The sequence below is a fragment of the Methanomicrobiales archaeon genome, assembly GCA_030019205.1.
In the GTDB taxonomy this organism is placed as follows: Archaea; Halobacteriota; Methanomicrobia; order Methanomicrobiales; family JACTUA01; genus JASEFH01.
The window spans coordinates 1-19185 of record JASEFH010000022.1 but is presented as its reverse complement, the minus strand read 5'-3'; the positions used below and the strand labels follow the sequence as shown (position 1 = coordinate 19185).

The 19185-nt window shown below is 65.1% G+C and carries 18 protein-coding genes; 13 read left to right on the top strand and 5 right to left on the bottom strand.

All coding sequences use genetic code 11. The features are described from left to right. The first annotated feature begins 13 nt into the window (after nt 1-13). The 9 genes from cbiM to QMC96_10920 all read left to right on the top strand — a co-directional run bounded on the left by cbiM (nt 14) and on the right by QMC96_10920 (nt 8877). Entirely contained in the window at nt 14-652 is a 639-nt protein-coding gene (cbiM, locus tag QMC96_10960; GenBank protein MDI6877275.1) for a cobalt transporter CbiM, read from the top strand. Further along, a complete protein-coding gene (locus QMC96_10955; GenBank protein ID MDI6877274.1) occupies nt 652-1002 on the top strand; it encodes a PDGLE domain-containing protein in 351 nt (116 codons plus the stop codon). The genes cbiM and QMC96_10955 overlap by 1 nt, the downstream gene beginning before the upstream one ends. Before the next feature lie 36 nt (nt 1003-1038). Next, entirely contained in the window at nt 1039-1872 is an 834-nt protein-coding gene (locus QMC96_10950; protein ID MDI6877273.1) for an ATP-binding cassette domain-containing protein, read from the top strand. Then, nucleotides 1869-2684, top strand: a complete 816-nt coding sequence (gene cbiQ, locus QMC96_10945) for a cobalt ECF transporter T component CbiQ (protein ID MDI6877272.1) — start codon at nt 1869-1871, stop codon at nt 2682-2684. Before QMC96_10950 ends, cbiQ begins: the two co-directional genes overlap by 4 nt. Before the next feature lie 55 nt (nt 2685-2739). Beyond that, a complete protein-coding gene (locus QMC96_10940) occupies nt 2740-3048 on the top strand; it encodes a hypothetical protein (protein ID MDI6877271.1) in 309 nt (102 codons plus the stop codon). Nucleotides 3049-3159: 111 nt separating this feature from the next. Next, nucleotides 3160-5133: a DNA topoisomerase (ATP-hydrolyzing) subunit B gene (gyrB, locus tag QMC96_10935; protein MDI6877270.1), complete on the top strand. Its 1974-nt coding sequence runs from the start codon at nt 3160-3162 to the stop codon at nt 5131-5133. Further along, nucleotides 5123-7576 (top strand): DNA gyrase subunit A, encoded by a 2454-nt coding sequence (gene gyrA / locus QMC96_10930; protein ID MDI6877269.1) that lies wholly within the window; start codon nt 5123-5125, stop codon nt 7574-7576. Before gyrB ends, gyrA begins: the two co-directional genes overlap by 11 nt. A gap of 51 nt (nt 7577-7627) precedes the next feature. Then, nucleotides 7628-8041 (top strand): secondary thiamine-phosphate synthase enzyme YjbQ, encoded by a 414-nt coding sequence (locus tag QMC96_10925; GenBank protein ID MDI6877268.1) that lies wholly within the window; start codon nt 7628-7630, stop codon nt 8039-8041. Nucleotides 8042-8052: 11 nt separating this feature from the next. Next, the gene (locus QMC96_10920) at nt 8053-8877 is read left to right on the top strand and encodes a radical SAM protein (protein MDI6877267.1); all 825 of its coding nucleotides are present in this window, start codon (nt 8053-8055) and stop codon (nt 8875-8877) included. A 20-nt stretch (nt 8878-8897) separates the two neighbouring features. On the opposite strand, the gene QMC96_10915 is transcribed toward QMC96_10920, so the two are convergent. Next, entirely contained in the window at nt 8898-9161 is a 264-nt protein-coding gene (locus QMC96_10915; GenBank protein ID MDI6877266.1) for a UPF0147 family protein, read from the bottom strand. Between the two features lie 71 nt (nt 9162-9232). Here QMC96_10915 and QMC96_10910 point away from each other — a divergent pair, with 71 nt between their 5' ends. Further along, nucleotides 9233-9586, top strand: a complete 354-nt coding sequence (locus QMC96_10910; protein MDI6877265.1) for an autoantigen p27 domain-containing protein — start codon at nt 9233-9235, stop codon at nt 9584-9586. On the opposite strand, the gene QMC96_10905 is transcribed toward QMC96_10910, so the two are convergent. Together QMC96_10905 and glyS are read right to left on the bottom strand one after the other, a co-directional pair. Beyond that, nucleotides 9583-11808 (bottom strand): DEAD/DEAH box helicase, encoded by a 2226-nt coding sequence (locus tag QMC96_10905; GenBank protein ID MDI6877264.1) that lies wholly within the window; start codon nt 11806-11808, stop codon nt 9583-9585. The genes QMC96_10910 and QMC96_10905 overlap by 4 nt on opposite strands. After that, nucleotides 11805-13535, bottom strand: a complete 1731-nt coding sequence (gene glyS / locus QMC96_10900; protein MDI6877263.1) for a glycine--tRNA ligase — start codon at nt 13533-13535, stop codon at nt 11805-11807. The genes QMC96_10905 and glyS overlap by 4 nt, the downstream gene beginning before the upstream one ends. A gap of 1293 nt (nt 13536-14828) precedes the next feature. Here glyS and QMC96_10895 point away from each other — a divergent pair. The 3 genes from QMC96_10895 (at nt 14829) to QMC96_10885 (ending at nt 18291) form a co-directional block, all read left to right on the top strand. After that, a complete protein-coding gene (locus tag QMC96_10895) occupies nt 14829-15437 on the top strand; it encodes a response regulator receiver protein (GenBank protein ID MDI6877262.1) in 609 nt (202 codons plus the stop codon). Nucleotides 15438-15481: 44 nt separating this feature from the next. Beyond that, entirely contained in the window at nt 15482-16144 is a 663-nt protein-coding gene (locus QMC96_10890) for a metal-dependent hydrolase (GenBank protein ID MDI6877261.1), read from the top strand. 119 nt (nt 16145-16263) lie between these two features. Further along, nucleotides 16264-18291, top strand: a complete 2028-nt coding sequence (locus tag QMC96_10885) for a DUF2298 domain-containing protein (GenBank protein MDI6877260.1) — start codon at nt 16264-16266, stop codon at nt 18289-18291. On the opposite strand, the gene QMC96_10880 is transcribed toward QMC96_10885, so the two are convergent. Beyond that, the gene (locus QMC96_10880) at nt 18273-18746 is read right to left on the bottom strand and encodes a PAS domain S-box protein (protein ID MDI6877259.1); all 474 of its coding nucleotides are present in this window, start codon (nt 18744-18746) and stop codon (nt 18273-18275) included. The genes QMC96_10885 and QMC96_10880 overlap by 19 nt on opposite strands. 158 nt (nt 18747-18904) lie before the next feature. Further along, on the bottom strand, nt 18905-19185 hold a 281-nt coding region (locus tag QMC96_10875), incomplete at its 5' end, for a hypothetical protein (protein MDI6877258.1).

The following is a 19185-nucleotide window of genomic DNA, read 5'->3' as shown; positions in this document are numbered from 1 at the left end:
GAAGTGGTGAACCATGCACATTCCGGATGCGTTCATACCGATCGGACAGGCAGCCGTCTACTGGGTTGCGGCGCTCGTATTCATCGCACTCTCGCTGCGGTGGGCAAAACGGGAGATGAGCGAGGACAAGGTGCCGCTCGTCGCCGTGCTCGCCGCCGGCATCTTCGCCATCCAGGCGATGAACATACCGATTCCCTGGGGGACGAGCGGCCACATGGCGGGTGCTGCCCTGGCGGCCATCGTCCTGGGGTCACCGTTTGCGGGCATATTCATCCTCACCCTGGTGCTGATCGTGCAGGGCGTCTTCTTCGGGGACGGCGGGATCACGGTCATGGGGGCGAACATTCTCAACATGGGCGTCGTTGGCGGATTCGTCGGCTACTACACGTACCACGGCCTGAACCGGCTGATCCGGAATCCCTACGCCTCCGCGTTCGCCGCAGGCTGGGCCGCCCTCTTCCTGGCGGCGATCCTCACTGCCATAGAACTCGCCCTGGCCGGAACGTTCCCGCTCGTGCTGGGGCTCGCCTCCATGGGCCTCTACCACGCGGTGATCGGGCTCGTCGAGGGGGGCATCACGGTGGCGGCCCTCTACCTGATCTCGGCGGCCCGTCCTGACATCCTGAAGGATACCGCGGGGGTGACCGCCTGATGGACCGGAGCAGGTTCATCCTGATCGGTGTCGCCGTGGCGCTGATCATCGCCGCGAGTGCGCCGTTTCTGGCCTCCGGCAACCCCGACGGACTGGAAAGCGCATTCTTCGGCATCTTCGGCGCGAAGGAGATCCGGGGAGACGACCTCGACGAGGAGCGGGCAGCCCTCGCCGAGGAGGAGGTCGTCCAGATGACGGGGAACGACTTCACCTGGGAGTCCCCCTTCCCGGACTACACCATCGCCGGCCTGGACAAATCCGGCGAGGTCGCCGCGATCGTTCTCGGGACCCTGATCGTGCTCCTGCTCGGGCTGGGCATCTCGCGGGCCGCATCGCGCCAGAAAACATAACCTAATTACCCTATTTCGCATACCTGTCTACCGCACATGCACCTCATCGAGACCCGGGATCTCCTCTACCGCTATTCTAACAGGGTGACCGCACTCGAGGGCGTGAACTTCGTCGCCGAGAGGAAGAAGCGGATCGCCGTGCTCGGGGCCAACGGGGCGGGCAAGAGTACGCTCTTCAAACACTTCAACGGAATCCTGAAACCCACCGCCGGTTCGGTGCTGATCCACGGCGAGCCCATCACCCGCGAGAACATCCGCGAGGTGCGCAAGATGGTGGGGCTCGTCTTCCAGCACCCCGACGACCAGATCTTCTCCCCGACGGTGGAGCAGGACGTCGCCTTCGGCCCGACCAACCTGGGCCTCGACCCGCAGACCATCGAGCACCGGGTGGAAGCGGCGCTCCGCATGGTCGGGCTCGAGCACATCCGCGATCGGGCGCCGCACCATCTCTCCGGCGGCGAGAAGAAACGGGTCGCCATCGCGGGCGTCATCGCCATGGAGCCGCAGGTGCTGGTGCTGGACGAACCGACCGCCGGGCTCGATCCGCAGGGGGTGCTGGACCTCATCGGGTTTCTGAACACGCTCCCCGAGCGGTACGGGATGACGGTCATCTTCTCCAGCCACCAGGTGAACCTGGTGCCGGAGATGGCGGACTTCATCTACATCATGGACCACGGGCGGATCGTGGCGGAGGGCACCGTCGAGGAGATCTTCGTGCGGCAGGATCTCCTCGCGCGGTGCCGCCTGGACGTGCCGATCCTGCCCAAGCTGATCCGCTCCCTGCAGGAGCAGGGGATCGAGATCTCCATGGCATACAGCTACGACGACGCGGTGAGGGTATTCCTGCAGGCATTCCGGGCGCGGCCATGATCGACGAGATCTTCGACATCGAGAAGTACGCCTACAGGACGAGCGCCGTCCACCGCATGGACGCCCGGGTGAAGCTGATCGTCTGCCTTGCGGCGATCGTCGCCGTCGTCGCGTTCCCCTACACGCCGGCGGTCTTCACGCTCGGCGGCGTTCTCGGCATCCTCTTCATCGCGTTCTGGATCTCCGCCCGCCTCCCGCCGGGCGCCTATGCGAAACGGCTGCTGCTCATCCTGCCGTTCGGCATCTTCCTCGTCGTCTTCCAGATCTTTTTTAAAAATCCTTACTACGCCAGTTTCCATCCGCTGGCAACGCTCCCTCCGGGGCTGGTGATCTACGCGGAGTCCGTCGAGTTCGCCGCGATCCTCTTTACGAAGTTCATCGTGAGCGTATCGTTCATCGTCCTGCTCTCCTCCACCTCCACCATGCAGAAGCTGATCGAGGGGGCGGCGCGCCTCGGGTTCCCGAAAGAGTTCTCGCTCGCGATGGGCATGATGGTCCGCTACCTCTTCGTCTTCGCCTACATCTTCCTCAAGGTGAAGCAGGCGCTGGAGACCCGCTGCTTCGACCCATTCGACCGCAACCTCTCCTACCGCTACCGCCTCCGCCAGCTGGGCTACACCATAGGGACGATCTTCATCCGCTCCTACGAGCAGGGCGAACGCACCTACCTCTCCATGCTCTCGCGGGGCTACGGGCAGGACTCCCAGATCTTCGTGAAAAAGAGTCCCCTCACGCCCCGGGAAGGGGCGATCCTGGCAGCCGCCCTGGGCTATATCGTGATCGGGACCATCGCGGTCTACATCCTGGCCTGAATGGTGCGGGTGCATTGCATCACCTTTTTCATGCCGGCGGAGAAGAGCACTACTCATGACCAGCAAGTTCGGAAGAGGTTTCGTGGTCAACCTGATACTGCTTGCAAAGCACTTCGCCCTCCCCCCTGATCAGGCATTCTACGGAGCTGCAGACCACCTCGAAGAGTTCGTCCTGCCCCCCCAGTTCAAGGGAACGGAGGTGGAGACCCTGCTCGCCCAGTTCCGGAAACGGGTGATCTGGCACCAGCCGGGCACCATGGACAGGGAGGACTATGCAGAGGTGATCCGGCTCATGAACCGCCTGGCGATCGCCATCGACAGGGAACTCGGGATCGCCGATCCGGATGCCGGCGCCTACGATTAGGACGCTCCAATTACCTATAAGTGCTCTAAACACCAATATATATCGTGAAATGTCCCGCGAAGCATCCTCATTCTCGAATTGAGGATCTTCTCCCTTTTCCGGAGGCTCCTGATGAATGAAACCTATGATGCATCCCATATCACCGTACTAGAAGGACTGGAGCCGGTCCGCACACGGCCCGCCATGTACATCGGCAGTACGGATGAACGGGGGCTTCACCATCTGGTATACGAGGTCGTCGACAACTCGGTGGACGAAGCCCTCGCCGGCCACTGCGACCTCATCCTCGTCACCCTGCACCGGGATCAATCGTGCACCATCGAGGACAACGGGCGGGGCATTCCGGTCGACACCATGCCCCAGTACGGCAGGAGCGCTCTCGAGATCGTTCTTACCGTGCTGCACGCCGGCGGGAAGTTCGACAAGAGCACCTACCAGGTGTCCGGCGGGCTTCACGGCGTCGGCGTCTCCGTCGTGAATGCACTCTCCTCCTGGATGCAGGTGCACGTCTACCGCGATGGGCGGGTCTACTCGATGCAGTTTGAGCGGGGCGTGCCGAAGGGGGAGCTTCTGGAGAAGGTCGAGACGCCTGCCGGGCTGGCGAAGCGGATGGAGTATCGCTACGGGGCGTCGTGCGCGGATGACTCCGAGCATCCCCCGCGGATGACGGGCACCCGCATCCGCTTCCGCCCCGACCCGGAGATCTTCGAGGAGACGCGGTTCGACTACGACGTGCTCGCCTCCCGCCTGCGGGAGCTGGCCTTCCTGAACAGAGGGCTCTGCATCCGCATCCTGGACGAGCGGACGGGGGACTTTGCCACGTTCCTCTACGACGGAGGCATCCGCGATTTCGTGCGCTACCTGAACACGGAGAAGAACCCCATCCACGACGACATCATCTTCTTCCAGAAGGTGGACGCCGAGAACCAGGTGGAGGTCGATGTCGCCCTCCAGTACAACGCGAGTTACGGCGAGCAGGTGCTCACGTTCGTGAACAGCGTCCATACCCGCGAGGGCGGGACGCACCTGGAGGGGTTCCGCAGCGCGATCACCCGCGCCGTCAACACGGCCGCCCGGAAGAACAACCTCATCCGCCAGAACGATATCGCCATCCGGGGCGAGGACGTCCGCGAGGGGCTCTCCGCCGTCGTCAGCCTCAAGGTCGCCAGCCCGCAGTTCGAAGGGCAGACGAAGACCCGCCTCGGGAACAGCAACATCCGCGGGATCGTCGACTCCCTGGTCTACCAGTGCCTGCTGGAGTACTTCGAGGAGAACCCGAAGACGCTCGCCGCGATCGTGGAGAAGGTGGTCGCGGCGGCCCGGGCTCGGGAGGCGGCCCGCAGCGCACGGGAGCTCGCGCGGCGGAAGAGCATTCTCGAGAGCTCCAGCCTGCCGGGGAAGCTGGCCGACTGCTCGGAACGGGACCCCGAGAAGAGCGAGCTCTACATCGTCGAAGGGGACTCCGCGGGGGGCTCCGCCAAGCAGGCGCGGAATCGGCAGTTCCAGGCGATCCTGCCGCTTCGTGGGAAGATCCTGAACGTGATCAAGGCGACGGAGCACAAGATCCTGAAAAACGCCGAGATCCAGGCGCTCATATCGGCGATCGGCTGCGGCGTGCAGGACAAGTTCTCGGACGAGCACCTGCGCTACCACCGCATCGTGCTGATGACCGATGCCGATGTCGACGGGGCGCACATCCGCACTCTGCTCCTGACCTTCTTCTACCAGTATATGCCCGACCTGATCAGGAACGGCTACGTCTACATCGCCCAGCCCCCCCTCTACCGTGTGGCGAAGGGCAAACAGGAGCGCTATGCCTACCGCGATGAGGATCTGCGGGGTATCCTGGCGGAGTGGGGCGAGAAGGGGGTTACGATCCAGCGCTACAAAGGTCTCGGGGAGATGAACGCTGAACAGCTCTGGTCGACCACGATGGATCCGGCGCACCGCATCCTGAAGTGCGTCTACATCGAGGACGCGATGTACGCGAAGGAGATCTTCGAGAAGCTGATGGGCGACGACGTTGCCGCCCGCCGTGACTTCATCCGCCGCCACGCGAAAGAGGTGACCAACCTTGACATCTAGGCGCCGGGCTGACCCCCCCGGGCCGTCGGCGCGCCAGGAGGTCATCCCCGTCCGCCTCGAGGACGAGATGAAGTCCTCCTACATCGATTACGCGATGAGCGTGATCATCGGGCGCGCGATCCCGGACGTGCGTGACGGCCTGAAGCCGGTCCACCGCCGCACCCTCTACGCGATGTGGGAGGAGGGGAACACCAGCGATAAACCCTACCGCAAGAGTGCAAGGGCGGTCGCCGCCACCATGGGGAAGTACCACCCGCACGGCGACGCGGCGATCTACGACACCCTGGTGAAGATGGCGCAGCCGTTCGCCTACCGTCACCTGCTCGTCGACGGTCAGGGGAACTTCGGGTCCATCGACGGGGACGAGCCGGCGGCGATGCGCTACACGGAGGCGCGGCTGACGCGCTACGCCGAGGAGCTGCTGGACGATCTGGACAAGGACACCATCGATTTCGTCCCGAACTTCGACGGCTCCACGAAAGAGCCGACGGTTCTTCCGGCGCGGATCCCGAACCTCCTGGTGAACGGGAGCAGCGGGATCGCCGTCGGAATGGCGACCAGCATGCTCCCCCACAACCTGCGGGAGGTATGCAGCGCGGTCGTGCGGATGATCGACGATCCGGAGTGCAGCGTCGACGAACTCATGACGGTGATTCCGGGTCCCGACTTCCCCACCGGCGGGATCATCACGGGAACGGACGGCATCCGCGAGGCCTACGCCAGCGGACAGGGGAAGGTGATCGTGCGGGGAGTCGCCGAGATCGAGGAGGCGGACGAGAAGACCGCCCGGATCGTCATCCGCGAACTCCCCTTCCAGGTGAACAAGGCGAGGCTGATCGAGAGCATCGCCGCTCTCGTGAAGGAGAAACGGATCGACGGCATCTCCGATATCCGCGACGAGTCCGACAAGGAGGGGGTGCGGGTGGTGATCGACCTGCGCCGCGGGGCGATGGCGAACGTCGTCTTAAACCAGCTCTACAAGCACACCGCGCTCCAGAGCAGCTACGGGATCATCAATCTCGCCATCGTGGACGGGCAGCCGCGCTACCTGGGCCTGCCGGACCTGATCCGCGAGTTCCTCGACCACCGCCGCGCGGTGGTGCGTCGGCGGAGCCTGTTCGAACTCCGCAGGGCGGAGGAGCGGGTGCACATCCTCTCCGGGCTGCTGATCGCCCTGGAGCGGATCGATGCGGTCATCGCCGCCATCCGATCGTCCGAGACGACGGAGGATGCGAAAACAGCGCTGATGGCGGGTTTTACCCTCTCCGAGGCGCAGGCGGAGGCGATCCTGCAGATGCAGCTCCGCCGCCTGGCAGCCCTGGAGCGGAACCGCCTCGCTGACGAGAAGAAGGCGCTCGACGCCGAGATACGGCGCATCAGGGAGATCCTGTCCGACGAGAGGAACATCCTGCAGGTGATCCGCGAGGAGATCGTCGAGATCGGAGAGACCTACGGCGACGATCGCCGCACCCGGATCGTCGGGGACGCCCAGATCCTGGACAGGGAGGACCTGATCGAGGACAAACCGGTGATCCTTTCCATCACCACCCAGAACTACATCAAGCGGATCTCCCTGGAGACCTACCGCAACCAGCGGCGCGGCGGCAAGGGGGTCCTCGGAATGGTGACAAAAGACGAGGATTCGGTGGAGGACATCATCGTCGCGTCCATGCACGATTACCTTCTCTGCTTCACGACGAACGGGCGGGCCTACTGGATCAAGGTCTACGATATTCCGGAGGGGAGCCGCACGAGCAAGGGGAAAGCGATCGTGAACCTGCTCAACCTGAATGAGAACGAGCTGATCACGGCGGCGATACCCCTGCGCACCTTCCGCCCCGACCGCTACCTCATGTTCGCCACCAGAAGCGGGCAGGTGGTGAAGGTGCCGCAGGACGAGTTCGCCCGCCCGAGACCCTCCGGGATCAACGCAATCCGACTGCGGGAGGGGGACACGCTCGTCGACGTCAAGCCGACGGACGGCACGAAGGAACTGATCCTCACCACCCGCAACGGGCAGAGTCTCCGCTTCCACGAGATGTCGGTGCGGGCGATGGGGAGGAATGCGATGGGCGTGCGGGGCATCCGCCTCCGCCGCGGCGACAGCGTCCAGGGCATGACGATCGTCGAGAAGGACACCCTCCTCACCATCACGGACGTGGGCTACGGGAAGAGAACGCCGTTCGACGAGTTCCGGGGCTACAGCCGGGGCTCGCTGGGCGTGCGGAACATCCCCCGCGAGGGGGCCGGCTCCGTGGTGGATACCCTGGCCGTCTCCGAGCGGGACGAGATCCTGGTGATGAGCGCGATGGGGAACGTGATCCGCATCCGGGTATCGGACATCCCGATCCAGGGGCGGAACACCCGCGGGGTCTGGGTCATGCGCCCTGACGAGGGCGACCGCGTGGTCGGGGTCGCGCTGCTCCGCCCGGACGAGGAGTAGGTCCCCCCTCTTCCGAAAGACTTTCGTATCCGCAACCGATTACCGCGTACCATGTATCGGGATACCCTGCAGATCACCACACGGGGCGAGGGCGATATCGTCGACCTCACCCCCGGCGTACGGCGGATCGTCCGCGAGAGCGGAATCGCCGACGGGATCGTCCATGTATTCGTGACGGGATCGACGGCGGCGATCACCACGATCGAGTTCGAGCCGGGCGTGCTCTCCGATCTCCGGCGGGCGCTCTCGGTCATCGCCCCCGCTGACATCCCCTACGCCCACGACCGCGCCTGGGGGGACGGAAACGGGCGGTCGCACGTGAAAGCGGCGATCGTGGGGCCGTCGCTCACGCTGCCGCTCGCGGGCGGGGAGCTGGGCTGCGGCACCTGGCAGCAGATCGTCCTTCTGGAGCTGGACGTCCGCTCAAGCCGCAGCCGCACCGTCACCTGCACGGTGATGGGATGAGCGGGAGCGGCATGGCAACGCTCTCGGAACGGCAGTGCCGCAGCGCCCTGGTCCGTTCGAGGATCCCCGGCGCGGACTACTGCATCAACCCATACGGCGGGTGCGGCCATGGCTGCGTCTACTGCTATGCGGCGTTCATGAAGCGGTTCCTCCGCACCGCCGAGCCCTGGGGATCCTTCGTCCAGGCGAGGACCAACATCGCCGACCGCCTGGCCCGCGAGATCGCCGGGGGGAGAAGAGAGGGGCGGGTGCTGCTCTCCAGCGTCACCGACCCCTACCAGCCCGCGGAGCAGCAGTACCGTCTCACCCGGGCCTGCCTGGAGCGGTTGAGCCGAACCCGGATGCCGGTCTCCATCCTCACGAAATCCGACGGCGTCCTCCGCGACCTGGACGTTCTGCGCGGCATGGCGGACGTCGAGGTCGGGTTCTCGATCACGACCGCCGACGACGACCTCGCCCGCCTCCTGGAGCCCGGAGCCTCCCCGCCGTCCCGCCGCTTCCATGCCCTGTCCGCGCTCGCGGCGGCGGGCATCCGCACCTGGGTCTTCATCTCCCCCGTCATCCCCGGGATCGGGGACTCGGATGAGTCGCTCTCCGCCATCCTCGCGCGGGCGGAGCGGGCGGGCGTCGGCTGCGTGGACTACGATCCCCTCAACTGCTACCCCTCGGCGATCGCCGCCCTGCGAAGCCTCATCCAGTGCTGCCGCCCCGGAAAACTGGCGGAGCTCGAAGCGGCATGTGCGGATCCCCAGCGGTTCGCGCACCGGATCGCAAGCCGTGCCCGAATTCTCTGGCCACGCTACAGGTTCATCCCGCCGGACCGCGCGGGGGCCTGATCGGAAAAGAAGGATGGGATTCAATCCAGCGGGATCGTCTCCAGCTGCGAGCAGAGTTCCCAGATTCGGGTGCGGGCGTGCACCGGCATGTTGGGGTCGTTGCTGACCTCGTCGATCATGGAGATTGCCGTCGCGGCCCGGAGGCCGATCGTCTTGGAGTCGTCGGTGAGAACGTTGCGCGTCTCGTCTGCCACGCGGCGGATGTTCCGCGGAATGCTGGTGTCCTCCATGATCTGGGACAGCATCTGGACACATGCGTTTATTGTCGTTGCTGGATTCGCCATACGAACTTCCCCCTTACTATTAATCTGATCCAGGCATATATAATTTCACGAAGATAATCCGGAGCGTGCGAATGAAAGCGCCCGACGAGATCATGGCTGAATACCTTTTGAAGGGCGGGAAGATGCTCTCCCGCGCCTGCGCGGAGTGCGGCTCCCCCCTCTTCGAGTACAAGGGCAGGACATGCTGCGTCGTCTGCGAACATCCCCGGGACGAGGAGCAGCCGGCGGAGGCGCCCGTTCCCCCTGCAGCCGCTCCCCATGCCGGGGAACGGAGGGCAGCTGAAAATCCGGCCATCGAGGTCGCGCTGCAGGAGACCCTGATCGAGCTCTGCCGCCGCATCCAGGCCGAACCGGATCCGAACCGCTGCCTCCTGCTGATGCAGTGCCTGCGGGAGGGGATTGCCGCCCTCCGCGAGATCGGCTAGAGGTACTTCCGGCGGGAGAGTTCGAAGATCTGCTCGGCGCTCTTCTCCCCGATCCCCTTCACCTTCCGCAGGTCCTCCTCTCCGGCGTTGGTGATCGCCTGGACGGATCCGAAGTGCTCGAGCAGGATCCGTGCGTTCCTGGGCCCGATGGAGGGGAAGGCAGAGACGATGTACTCCAGCTGCTCCCGCGGCGTGCGGGACGCCTTGCGGTGGTGGATCTTCCTCTCGCCCCCCGGCCCCTCCTCTTCCCGCCGGGCCAGCACGCAGAGCATCTCCGCGGTCTCCGCCTCGTCCCGGCAGAAGAAGACGGATATTCCCATGTCCACCCCGATGGCCGCCAGTGTGCCCCGGATGGCGTTGGGATGGATATCCCGGATGCCGTAGAGGTCGCCGCCCTCGATGATGAGCACGGGGCGAAGGGCGGCGTCCGCCAGCGCCCGCAGCTGCCCGAAGAGATCCCGGTTGACCAGGGTGTCCATGAAGTCACGGGCGGTCTTCCGCTCCACGAGTATCCGCTCCCCCACGGCATAATCGCCGACGTCCAGCCGCTCCAGTCGGATGCGGGCACCCAGGCTCTCCAGGTGTTCGACCACCCGCGACGCGGTCTCGCGATCGTCGACGACGACGAGCGGCCCCTCCTCCTCGACGAAGGTCGAGATGGAGAGCTGGCGGCCGCCCGCGTTCTGCTGGCGGACGGCGTCGGAGCGCATCGCCCGCATCCCTTCCACCATCGCCTCCTCCTTTCTCTGGCTGACATAGCGGTAGACCTCATCCGAAGTGCCGCGGGTCACCAGCACCACGATCCGCCCGGCGCCGCTCCGCCCGGTCCTCCCCTTCCTCTGGATGCTGCGGATCTCCGAGGGGACGGCCTCGTAGAAGATCACCATGTCGGTGGAGGGCACATCGAGCCCTTCTTCGCCGACGGAGGTCGCGATCAGCACCTTGAACTCCCCCGCCCGGAACCGCTGCAGGAGCTCGATCTGCATCTTCTGGGAGAGTCCCTTCTCCTGATCCTTCGCTGCCTGGCCGACGAACCGCCTGGCCGGATAGCCGTTTGCCATGAGGTGATCGACCAGGAGCTGGACCGTATCCCGGTAGGTGGCGAAGATGATGATCCGGCTCTCCGGAAAACCTTCCAGCTGGCGGCGCACCAGGTCGAGGATGATCTGGAGCTTCGGGTGCATCTCGCCCTTCCACGCGGCGGACCGCTCCAGCAACCTCTGGAAGAGCGGATCCCGCACCAGCCGCAGGCTGGCCTTGGAGCCCCTGCCGGAGGTCGCCTCCCGGGTGAGCTTCTCCAGGTAGCGCGAGAGCGCCACGCTCCCCTGCGACTCGGCGAGCGCGATCGCGTGGCGGATCTTCATGCACTCCGCGTAGACGGAGGCGGCCAGGAACGCGGAGCGGTCCTTCTCCCGGATCCTCCTCTGGATCTGGGCGTTGATCAGCTCCAGCGCCCGCATGCTCAGCCGCTCCCGCCGCGGGACGGTGTAGTTCTGCCTCTTCAGGTGATCGAGGCGGGACTCGAGAAGGTCGTTCAGGTCCAGGATTGCCTGCGCGAGCGGCTCCGGGAGATCGACGTTGACGAACAGCACCTCCCGCTCGTGGACGTAGGGGCGGACGTCCTCGTCCTCCTCGGTGCGGGTCTCCACCACGCGGATACCGAGATTCTCGCATACCTCCCGCACCCGTGCGCTGTCGCCCCCCGGGGATGCAGTCATCGCCAGGATGAGCGGGGATCGGGCGTCCCGCCGGTAGCGTTCCGCCAGGTAGACGTAGGCGTAGTTGCCCACAGCGCGGTGGCACTCGTCGACGATCAGCAGGGAGACATCGCGGAGGCTGTAGCGGGCGGCGATGAGATCGTTCTTGATAACCTGCGGAGTGGCGAAGCAGACCCGGCACGCCTCCCAGCGCTCCTTCCGCTCCTGGGGATGCGTCTCACCGGTGAACATGGAGAAGTCTCCGTCCCCGTCCAGGAGGAGAAACCTGCGAAAGAAGCGGAGGTGCTGCTCAACCAGGGGTTTCGTGGGGGCGATGAAGAGTATCTTGCCCCCTTCGGTGTAGAGCCGGGACGCTGCCACGAGGAGCGCGATCGCGGTCTTCCCCAGTCCGGTGGGGAGGACGATCATGCTGTTGCCGTCCAGCGCCCGCAGGGCGAGGGACAACTGGTAGCGCCGCTCCTCGAGGCTTTCGGGGCGGATGAGCGGGTGGGTGACCGTCTTCATGGGCGGAGGGAGGCGAACGTCCGCCGACCCTCCAGGAGCGCGTTCAGGAGCGACGGGAGGGCGTCCAGCGGCACCCGGACCTGCTCCATGCTGTCGCGCTCCCGGAGCGTGACCGTGCGGTCCTCCTTCGTATCGTAGTCGATCGTGACGGCGTAGGGCGTGCCGACCTCGTCCTGGCGGCGGTAACGGCGTCCGATTGCCCCTGCATCGTCGTACTCGGCGAGGATCCCGCTGGACGTGAGGGAGCGGGCGGCCTCTTCTGCGATCTCGTTCAGTCCGTCGCGGTTGACGAGCGGGAAGACCGCCGCCTGGATCGGGGCCACGTGCGGGGGGAAACGGAGGACGCGGCGTATCTCGCCCTCCACCATCTCCTCCCCGTAGGAATGTTCGAGCACCGCGTAGAGCATGCGGTCGATCCCGTACGAGGGCTCGATGACGTGGGGGACGACCTCCTCGCCGCGCACCTCGACCTCCTCGTCCCGCACCTGGTAGCAGTCGGGCGGGATCAGCATCCTCTCGCCGCGGATCTCGACCCGGGCCCCCTCCTCTCCCGGCTCCGCAGCCGCCAGCGCTTCGCCCACCTCCTTCGCCCGCTCGCGGAAGAGGGGCCCGAGCCTCTTCATGTCCGGGACGACGCGTCGTCTCCGCTCGCGGCGGGACTCCCGGAAGGGCACGAAGACCGTGAACGGCACCCCGCTCTGCTTCGCGTGGGATCGCAGATCGTAATCCGTCCGATCCGCGATGCCCACGATCTCCACCCAGCCGAAGCGGTCGGAGAAGATCTCCGCGTCCCAGCAGTCCGTCGCGTAGTGCGCCCGCTCCTCGCAGAGGTGCTGCCGGAAACGGAGGCGCTTCGGATCGACGCCGATCCGCACAAGGAGCTGGTGGGTGAGGGCGATGTAGTAGGCGACGTACTCGTTGGCGATGCACCCTTCCCGCACGGCATCCGCCATGGTCATGCGGATCGGCGGTATCCCCGCCTGCTGCTCGCGGATGCCCAGCAGATCCACGGCGTAGTCCGCGTACCGCCCGAATGCGGGATGCCGCTTCTCCAGCGGATGGACGAAGATCTCCGCCTCCGCCTGCGAAAACTCCCGCAGGCGGATCATGCCCTGGCGGGGGGATATCTCGTTTCTGTACGACTTGCCGATCTGGACCGCTCCGAAGGGGAGACGGTCGCGGTAGAAGCGGAGGAGGCGGTGGAAGAGGGTGAACATGCCCTGTGCGGTCTCCGGGCGTAGGTAGCCCTTCCGCTGCGCACCGGGCCCGATGCTCGTCTCGAACATCAGGTTGAACTCAAAGACCGGCACCGGACCGAGGATCTCGCCGCAGGAGGGGCAGGGGCGGCACTGCAGCGCTTCCGCGAGGGCTTCGGCGGAAAGGGAGGCGGCGCTGCACCCGCCCCCGTCTTCGACGCAGTGGTCTGCCCGCAGGTACTCCCGGCAGTGGGGGCACTGGACCATCTTGTCCGCGAACCCCTTCACGTGGCCGGAGGCGATGAAGATCTCCTCGATGCCGATGGTGGGGCTCTCGATCTCGTAGTAGCCCTCCTGGACGACGTAAAATTCCCTCCAGACATTCTCGATGCGCCGCTTCATCATCGCACCGAGGGGTCCATAGTCCACGAAACCGGCGACAGAGCCGTATATCTCCGCGGTCGGCCAGACAAAACCCCTGCGCCGCGCCAGCTCCATCACCTTCTCGTAGGTATCGGTCTCTTTCACCATGGTCTCTTAAGGATATTTCTGCGGCGGACATTAAAATGTCTATAGCATTTTTAGGGATCCTTCGCCGCGCCGGGGACGGAAGGGGTCATTCGGGAATCGGGCGACCGGCGGGGCGATTGCGTGCGCTCCCCGGGCGGAAGGCCATCCCGGTCGATGCCGGTTCTTGCCGATACGGGCGGACGATAGGGGGCGCCGCCTGCACCTGCGGGAGGCCGCCCCCCCCCGGGGCAGGTCTGCCCGAGCGCGTGCGCGACGGCGGATCCAATCGTCCCCGGCGACGGATCAAACGGATCCCGGGCGAATCGGTTCGGGGCACCGGGCCGCTTGGGAGTTCCGACAGCGGCGGGATCTGTCCGCGGGATGCATCAACAGCCGATCCAGGAGGGAATCCGCCTCTCCCTTCCCGTGACCGGGTCCGGTCCCTCCGGAACCCCGGCAGCGGAACGATTGTACCCGGGGAGGGATCTCACCCTGCGTGTGCGGTACCTTCCGGTGGGAGGACGCGATGACTCCCTGTCCCGCGATCTGCAGTCCTGCCGCTCCGGTCCGGAGGGATCCCTCGCGGACCGCCGCGACGACTGGGGCGTTCCCGACGCGTCCGGGATGCGTTCACGATCGCGTGCGCTCCGCCTGCCCCGGGAGCGCGGAACTGGACCGGTGCCAAGCGCACCTTCGGGAAGCGTGGGAAGCAGGAGTATCCGGGGATGGTGTCCCCCGACAACATCGAGCGGTCGTGAGGGCGCGCGCGGAGCGAACGGCGACACAGGGATTCGGGGCCAGGCGAATCCCAAACGCCGCCCGGTCCGTGCACCGGCAATCCGAACAGACGAAGAAGAAAGTGTGGTCGCGCAGACTGGGACCCGTCATTGTTCTCGGGAGAAACGCGCTCCGGCGCCAGTCCGCCCCTCCCCGCGCGGGCATTTCCACGGGCTGATCGTGCGGCATGCGCATCCCGGGCACCAAACCTCTCCTTCTACGGACGGGGTCGCAGGGGACGATGGGGAGATCGTCCCCGCCTGCGGACAGACAGCCCGCAGCGGTGCAGGGTCCGCTTCGAGGGGGGTTCAGAAGCGCCAAACGGAAAGAAGATGAAGCATTCCGGGGCAGGAACGGGAACCGATACCGCTGCCCCCTCCAGGCGCCCCGCCCATGCCGCATGCCGTTTTCCAGGACTTCCGCAGGGAGATCGGGGCCGTTTCTCGACCCGCTGGAGAGATCGTCATCCAATGGGAACCATTATATACGAGGGGGCTTATTAAATTCGGTTAATACAGAGCGACAAGGGATCAAGAAATGCCAGAAGACGCGAGGAAAAAACAGCTGCTGCAGCTCTTCGAGAACATCACCAGCAAGACGAAGATCGTGGAGCCGATGAAGAAGATCCACGGATCCCTTCGGGACAGGGATGCGATCGAGCGCGAGATAGCGCTCATCATGCGCGAAGTTCTCGACAAAGGCTACTTCAAGACCAAGCTCACGCCCCGGCAGCTCGCCACACTGATCATGGCCTTCCAGGATGGCAAGAACGACACCGAGATCGCCAGGCTGCTCGGAGACGAGAAGCTCTCCAAGACCGTGGCGCGGGCGCGTGTCCGCCTGAAGCTCTTCCGGGAGCTGGACTTCAAGATGCCGTTTGACCGCACCTCCCTGGAAGCGCTCCTTGAATCCGGCAAGACCATGAAGGAGGTCAGCGACGAGCTCGGTGTGAGTCCCTCGACGCTGCGGGAGTACCGTCACGTGATCGAGGAGCAGCAGGACCACACCCTGGACTACTACCTTGAGCGCATCCGGGACGTGATGGAGGACCGCGACCTCACCCAGCAGATGACGCGGGGGGTGACGGTGGACGGGCTCGGCGAGGCCATCGACATCACGGAGGCCGAGCTGATCGATATCGGATAGACCCGGCACAACTTTTTTAGAGCACGGGAGCTTCATCTCTCCCTATGAGACTCACCTGGCTGGGACATGCCTGTTTCTACCTGGAGGGCAGCAGGAAGCTCCTGATCGATCCCTTCGTCCCGAACGGCCGCCCCCCGCAGGATGCCGATCTGGTCTTCGTCACGCACGGCCACGCGGATCACCTGGGGGACGCGCTCGCCCTCGGTAGGAAGATCGTCTGCAACAACGAGATTGCCAAGTTCCTCGCGGAGAAGGGGATACCGGCCGTGGGGATGAACATCGGCGGAACGGTGAACGTGGACGGGATCTCCGCCACGATGGTACCGGCCATTCACTCCTCCTGGCTGGAGAGCGGCGGACGGGGATTCTATGGCGGGCTTGCGGCGGGTTTCGTCATTCGCATGGACGGCGTGACAGTGTACGATGCCGGCGACACGGCGCTCTTCTCGGACATGAGGCTGATCGGGGAGCTCTACCGCCCGGATGTCGTCATGCTTCCCATCGGGGGGCACTTCACGATGGGGCCGCAGGAGGCGATGATGGCGGCGCAGTTCGTGGGCGCACCGCTGGTCATACCCATGCACTACGGCACCTGGCCCGTCATCGATCAGGATGCGCAGAGTTTCCGCCGGGCGATCGAGCGGACGACCGACATGCGGGTGGCGGTGCTCGCCCCGGGTGAAGGGATCGAGGTAGGTCAAGAATAGAGCGGCAGTGAAGCGGTTCGATGCCTGCCTGCCGGAAGAATTCCTCCGCGGACCGGGACGAGCTTCGGGGGACGCGGGGCAGGAGCTGCTGCAATTCTACAACGAGCAACACCTGAGCCATGGATGGCATCTCCCAGGCATACTGCGTTCTGGCATGGGCAGGGCTCATCAAACTGCTCCAGATGAGCGTCTGGCCCCACCTCCGATCCACGCTCTCGCAGTACGCCTATCCAGCCGCTTTTCCGTTCTCGATCCTCCTCTTCGCACTGGGCAGCTGGTATCTCGCCCTCCTGCGGCTCCCGATCCAGCTCTCCCTGCTCGTGTTCATCGGCCTGGCGATCTCCGGCATTGTGCGGGGCGGATATTCCCGCGAAGCGCTGCGGGGTCTCGCCGTCTGGGATGCGCTCTTCCTGCTCGGTTTTGCATTCGCCCTCGGATTGCGGTTCGTCAACCCCGCAATCAGCCATTTCAGCGAGCAGTTCATGAACCATGCCTTCCTGGCCGGCATCATGCTGAACCCCCAGATCCCGCCGCTGGATCCCTGGTTCGTCGGCGGGGACCTGAGTATCTATTACTACCTGGGCCACTTCACGATGGGGGCACTCGCCATCGCTGTCTCCGCTCCTTCCGAAGTGGCGTTCAACCTCATCCTGCCGACCGTGTTCGGGGTCTCGTTTGTTATGCTGTATGCGCTGGGGGACCTGATCCTTCCCCGCCACAGGTGGCTCCCGCTCGCGGTGCTCTTCGCCATCCCGCCATCCGTGCTCTGGTTCCTCGGCTCCGGCTGCGGCCTCTACGGTGCCCTGGACCGCACCAACTGGCTGATCGCCGGCGGGCGCTTCGAGTTCCCGCTCTTCTCCCTCTTCCTGGGCAACGCCCACGCGTTCGAGATCGGGATCTTCAACCAGCTCCTCCTCCTCTTCCTCCTGGCGTTCGCATGGCACCGATGGGTTGATCTGGATCTTCGCGGGAGACTGCATCTCGTCCTGCTCCTCTCGCTCTCCCTGGGGACGATGCCCCTCCTCAATGCCTGGGATGCCCTCGTCTACGGCCCGCTCGTGCTGGGATTCGTTCTCTACCAGCGGCTCCGGGCGCGGCGCGATGCACCGCACTCCAGCGCCTGGACCCCTGCACTCCTCGTCCCCCCGATCGCGCTCTGCTGGTACCTCCCCTGTTACCTGCACCTGCAGCCCTCCGGTATCGAGGGCATCGGCTCCGGTTTCGGGCCGACGGATCCGGTGAGTTTTCTCGGGGTGTGGGGTTTCTTCCTGCTTGTACTCTACCTGGACTGCGCTCGGGATATGGCGCAGTCCCCGGGATATCTCCTCTCTGGCCTACCCTTCCTCTTTGCCGGCTACTGCTCCCTCGCCGTTGCCCTGGTGCCGCTCCTCTACCTCGTCCGCAGGGGGAAACACGCGTTTTCAGAGTTCCTCTGCGTGGCGGGGCTGTCCGCCCTCATCTTCTGCGAGATCTTCTACTTCCAGGAGAGGCTCGGAGGGGACTACAGCCGCTTCAACACGGTATTCAAGTTCTACTTCGTTTCCTGGGTGCTCCTCGGGAGCGGGTCGCTGCTCGTCGCGGGCGCGCGCCTCTCCCAGCGGAGGCCGCTCTTCACCCCCGCTGTGCAGCGCCTGGCAGCGGCGGGGGCTGCCATCGCCCTGCTGATCGCGCCGTTCGCGCTCCCGATCGATATCGGCAGGGGCCTCCTCGGCATCCAGTACCCCTCGGGCTACCACACCCTGGACGGTTCGGCCTACCTGGAGGGCGTCCATCCGGGGGACGCTGCCGCCATCGCCTACTTGAAAGGCCTGCCTGGCAGCCACCGCATCGTGGAGGCCGAGAACGGAGACTACACCTACTACTCGCGGGTGTCGACGTTCACGGGCATCCCCACCATCCTGGGGCAGCGGGCTCACGAGTTCACCTGGCGGGGCAATCCCGACGGCTGGTACGAAGAGCGTCCGGAGGATATCCGGGCCATCTACGAGGACCCGCACCGGACGATCCCGCTTATGGATAAATACGGTATGACCCTGCTCTATGTCGGCGACCTCGAACGGGAGCGCTACAGCGTCAGCCTCCCCCCTGGGGGCCTGAACCGGATATACGATGAAGGGGGTGTCCAGATCTACGAGCGGGAGAGATGAGGCTCCTCTTTGCGGCAGGAGGCTCCGCCGCGGAGCCGCTGCAGGGGAGTTGAAACCTCTTCGCAGGCGACATACCGGGTCCCATCGCTGAGGGGGACCGCACGGAAGCGGACGGTCTTCTCCTCGCCGCTCCTGCACCACACCCGCCCTGTGCACACCTTGGCGGCGGCCGCCTCCTCTCGCTCGCTCGCATCCGGGAACGCCCGTTCGAACCACTCTTCTTCTGCAGGAATATCCGCCAGGGTATACCCGAGGAGCTCGGTGAACTTCTGGTTGAGGAGGGTGTAGCGCCCGTCCGCCTGCGCAAGGGCGGCCGGGACCGGGGAAGCATCGAGCACCTCGGTGAACCGCCGTTCGCTGCGGCGGAGGCGGTCCTCGGTCTGCCGCCGGGCGATCGCGATGGAGGCCTGGCGGTCTTCGAGCACCGCATCGGGGGGGCAGGAAGATCCCGACATTGCCGAAGAGCTGTTCGCCCCAGACGAGAAAGATGAAGTAGACCTTTCCGATGGGAAGCGTCCGGCAGATCTCGTCACAGAGCTCTCCCGGGATCTGCCGGAAACAGATCTCGTTCAAAGACATCCCCTCCGGCCCGATCTCCGGCTAGAAATCGTACTTACAGATCCTCCCCCGTCAGCAGGCTCGACGGCGCCCCCCCCCTTTTGGGATGCGAGAAGATCTCTGTCAGCGGGTACGTCAGTCCGACCGGATCCATTCCCAGTATCGTCGTGAGGGTATCTCGAATCTCCCGGTCGCGGAGAGCCTGCACGGTGAACTGCCGGCTGGCCTCGTCGTAGGATATAACAAACACATGGGCCCGCGGAACGAGCTCGATGATGCGTTCGGCGATGTACTGGTGGATATCCTGCTCGGGGGGCATGTCCACCAGTTCCATCG

What these genes read in the sequence shown, in the direction of transcription:
- gyrB (MDI6877270.1), top strand. Translation starts at nt 3,160, where the DNA reads ATGAATGAAACCTATGATGCATCCCATATCACCGTACTAGAAGGACTG.
- QMC96_10880 (MDI6877259.1), bottom strand. Translation starts at nt 18,746, where the DNA reads ATGTCGGGATCTTCCTGCCCCCCCGATGCGGTGCTCGAAGACCGCCAG.
- cbiQ (MDI6877272.1), top strand. Translation starts at nt 1,869, where the DNA reads ATGATCGACGAGATCTTCGACATCGAGAAGTACGCCTACAGGACGAGC.
- glyS (MDI6877263.1), bottom strand. Translation starts at nt 13,535, where the DNA reads ATGGTGAAAGAGACCGATACCTACGAGAAGGTGATGGAGCTGGCGCGG.
- QMC96_10885 (MDI6877260.1), top strand. Translation starts at nt 16,264, where the DNA reads ATGGATGGCATCTCCCAGGCATACTGCGTTCTGGCATGGGCAGGGCTC.
- QMC96_10955 (MDI6877274.1), top strand. Translation starts at nt 652, where the DNA reads ATGGACCGGAGCAGGTTCATCCTGATCGGTGTCGCCGTGGCGCTGATC.
- QMC96_10890 (MDI6877261.1), top strand. Translation starts at nt 15,482, where the DNA reads ATGAGACTCACCTGGCTGGGACATGCCTGTTTCTACCTGGAGGGCAGC.
- QMC96_10910 (MDI6877265.1), top strand. Translation starts at nt 9,233, where the DNA reads ATGAAAGCGCCCGACGAGATCATGGCTGAATACCTTTTGAAGGGCGGG.
- QMC96_10950 (MDI6877273.1), top strand. Translation starts at nt 1,039, where the DNA reads ATGCACCTCATCGAGACCCGGGATCTCCTCTACCGCTATTCTAACAGG.
- cbiM (MDI6877275.1), top strand. Translation starts at nt 14, where the DNA reads ATGCACATTCCGGATGCGTTCATACCGATCGGACAGGCAGCCGTCTAC.
- QMC96_10920 (MDI6877267.1), top strand. Translation starts at nt 8,053, where the DNA reads ATGGCAACGCTCTCGGAACGGCAGTGCCGCAGCGCCCTGGTCCGTTCG.
- QMC96_10895 (MDI6877262.1), top strand. Translation starts at nt 14,829, where the DNA reads ATGCCAGAAGACGCGAGGAAAAAACAGCTGCTGCAGCTCTTCGAGAAC.
- QMC96_10905 (MDI6877264.1), bottom strand. Translation starts at nt 11,808, where the DNA reads ATGAAGACGGTCACCCACCCGCTCATCCGCCCCGAAAGCCTCGAGGAG.
- QMC96_10925 (MDI6877268.1), top strand. Translation starts at nt 7,628, where the DNA reads ATGTATCGGGATACCCTGCAGATCACCACACGGGGCGAGGGCGATATC.
- QMC96_10915 (MDI6877266.1), bottom strand. Translation starts at nt 9,161, where the DNA reads ATGGCGAATCCAGCAACGACAATAAACGCATGTGTCCAGATGCTGTCC.
- QMC96_10940 (MDI6877271.1), top strand. Translation starts at nt 2,740, where the DNA reads ATGACCAGCAAGTTCGGAAGAGGTTTCGTGGTCAACCTGATACTGCTT.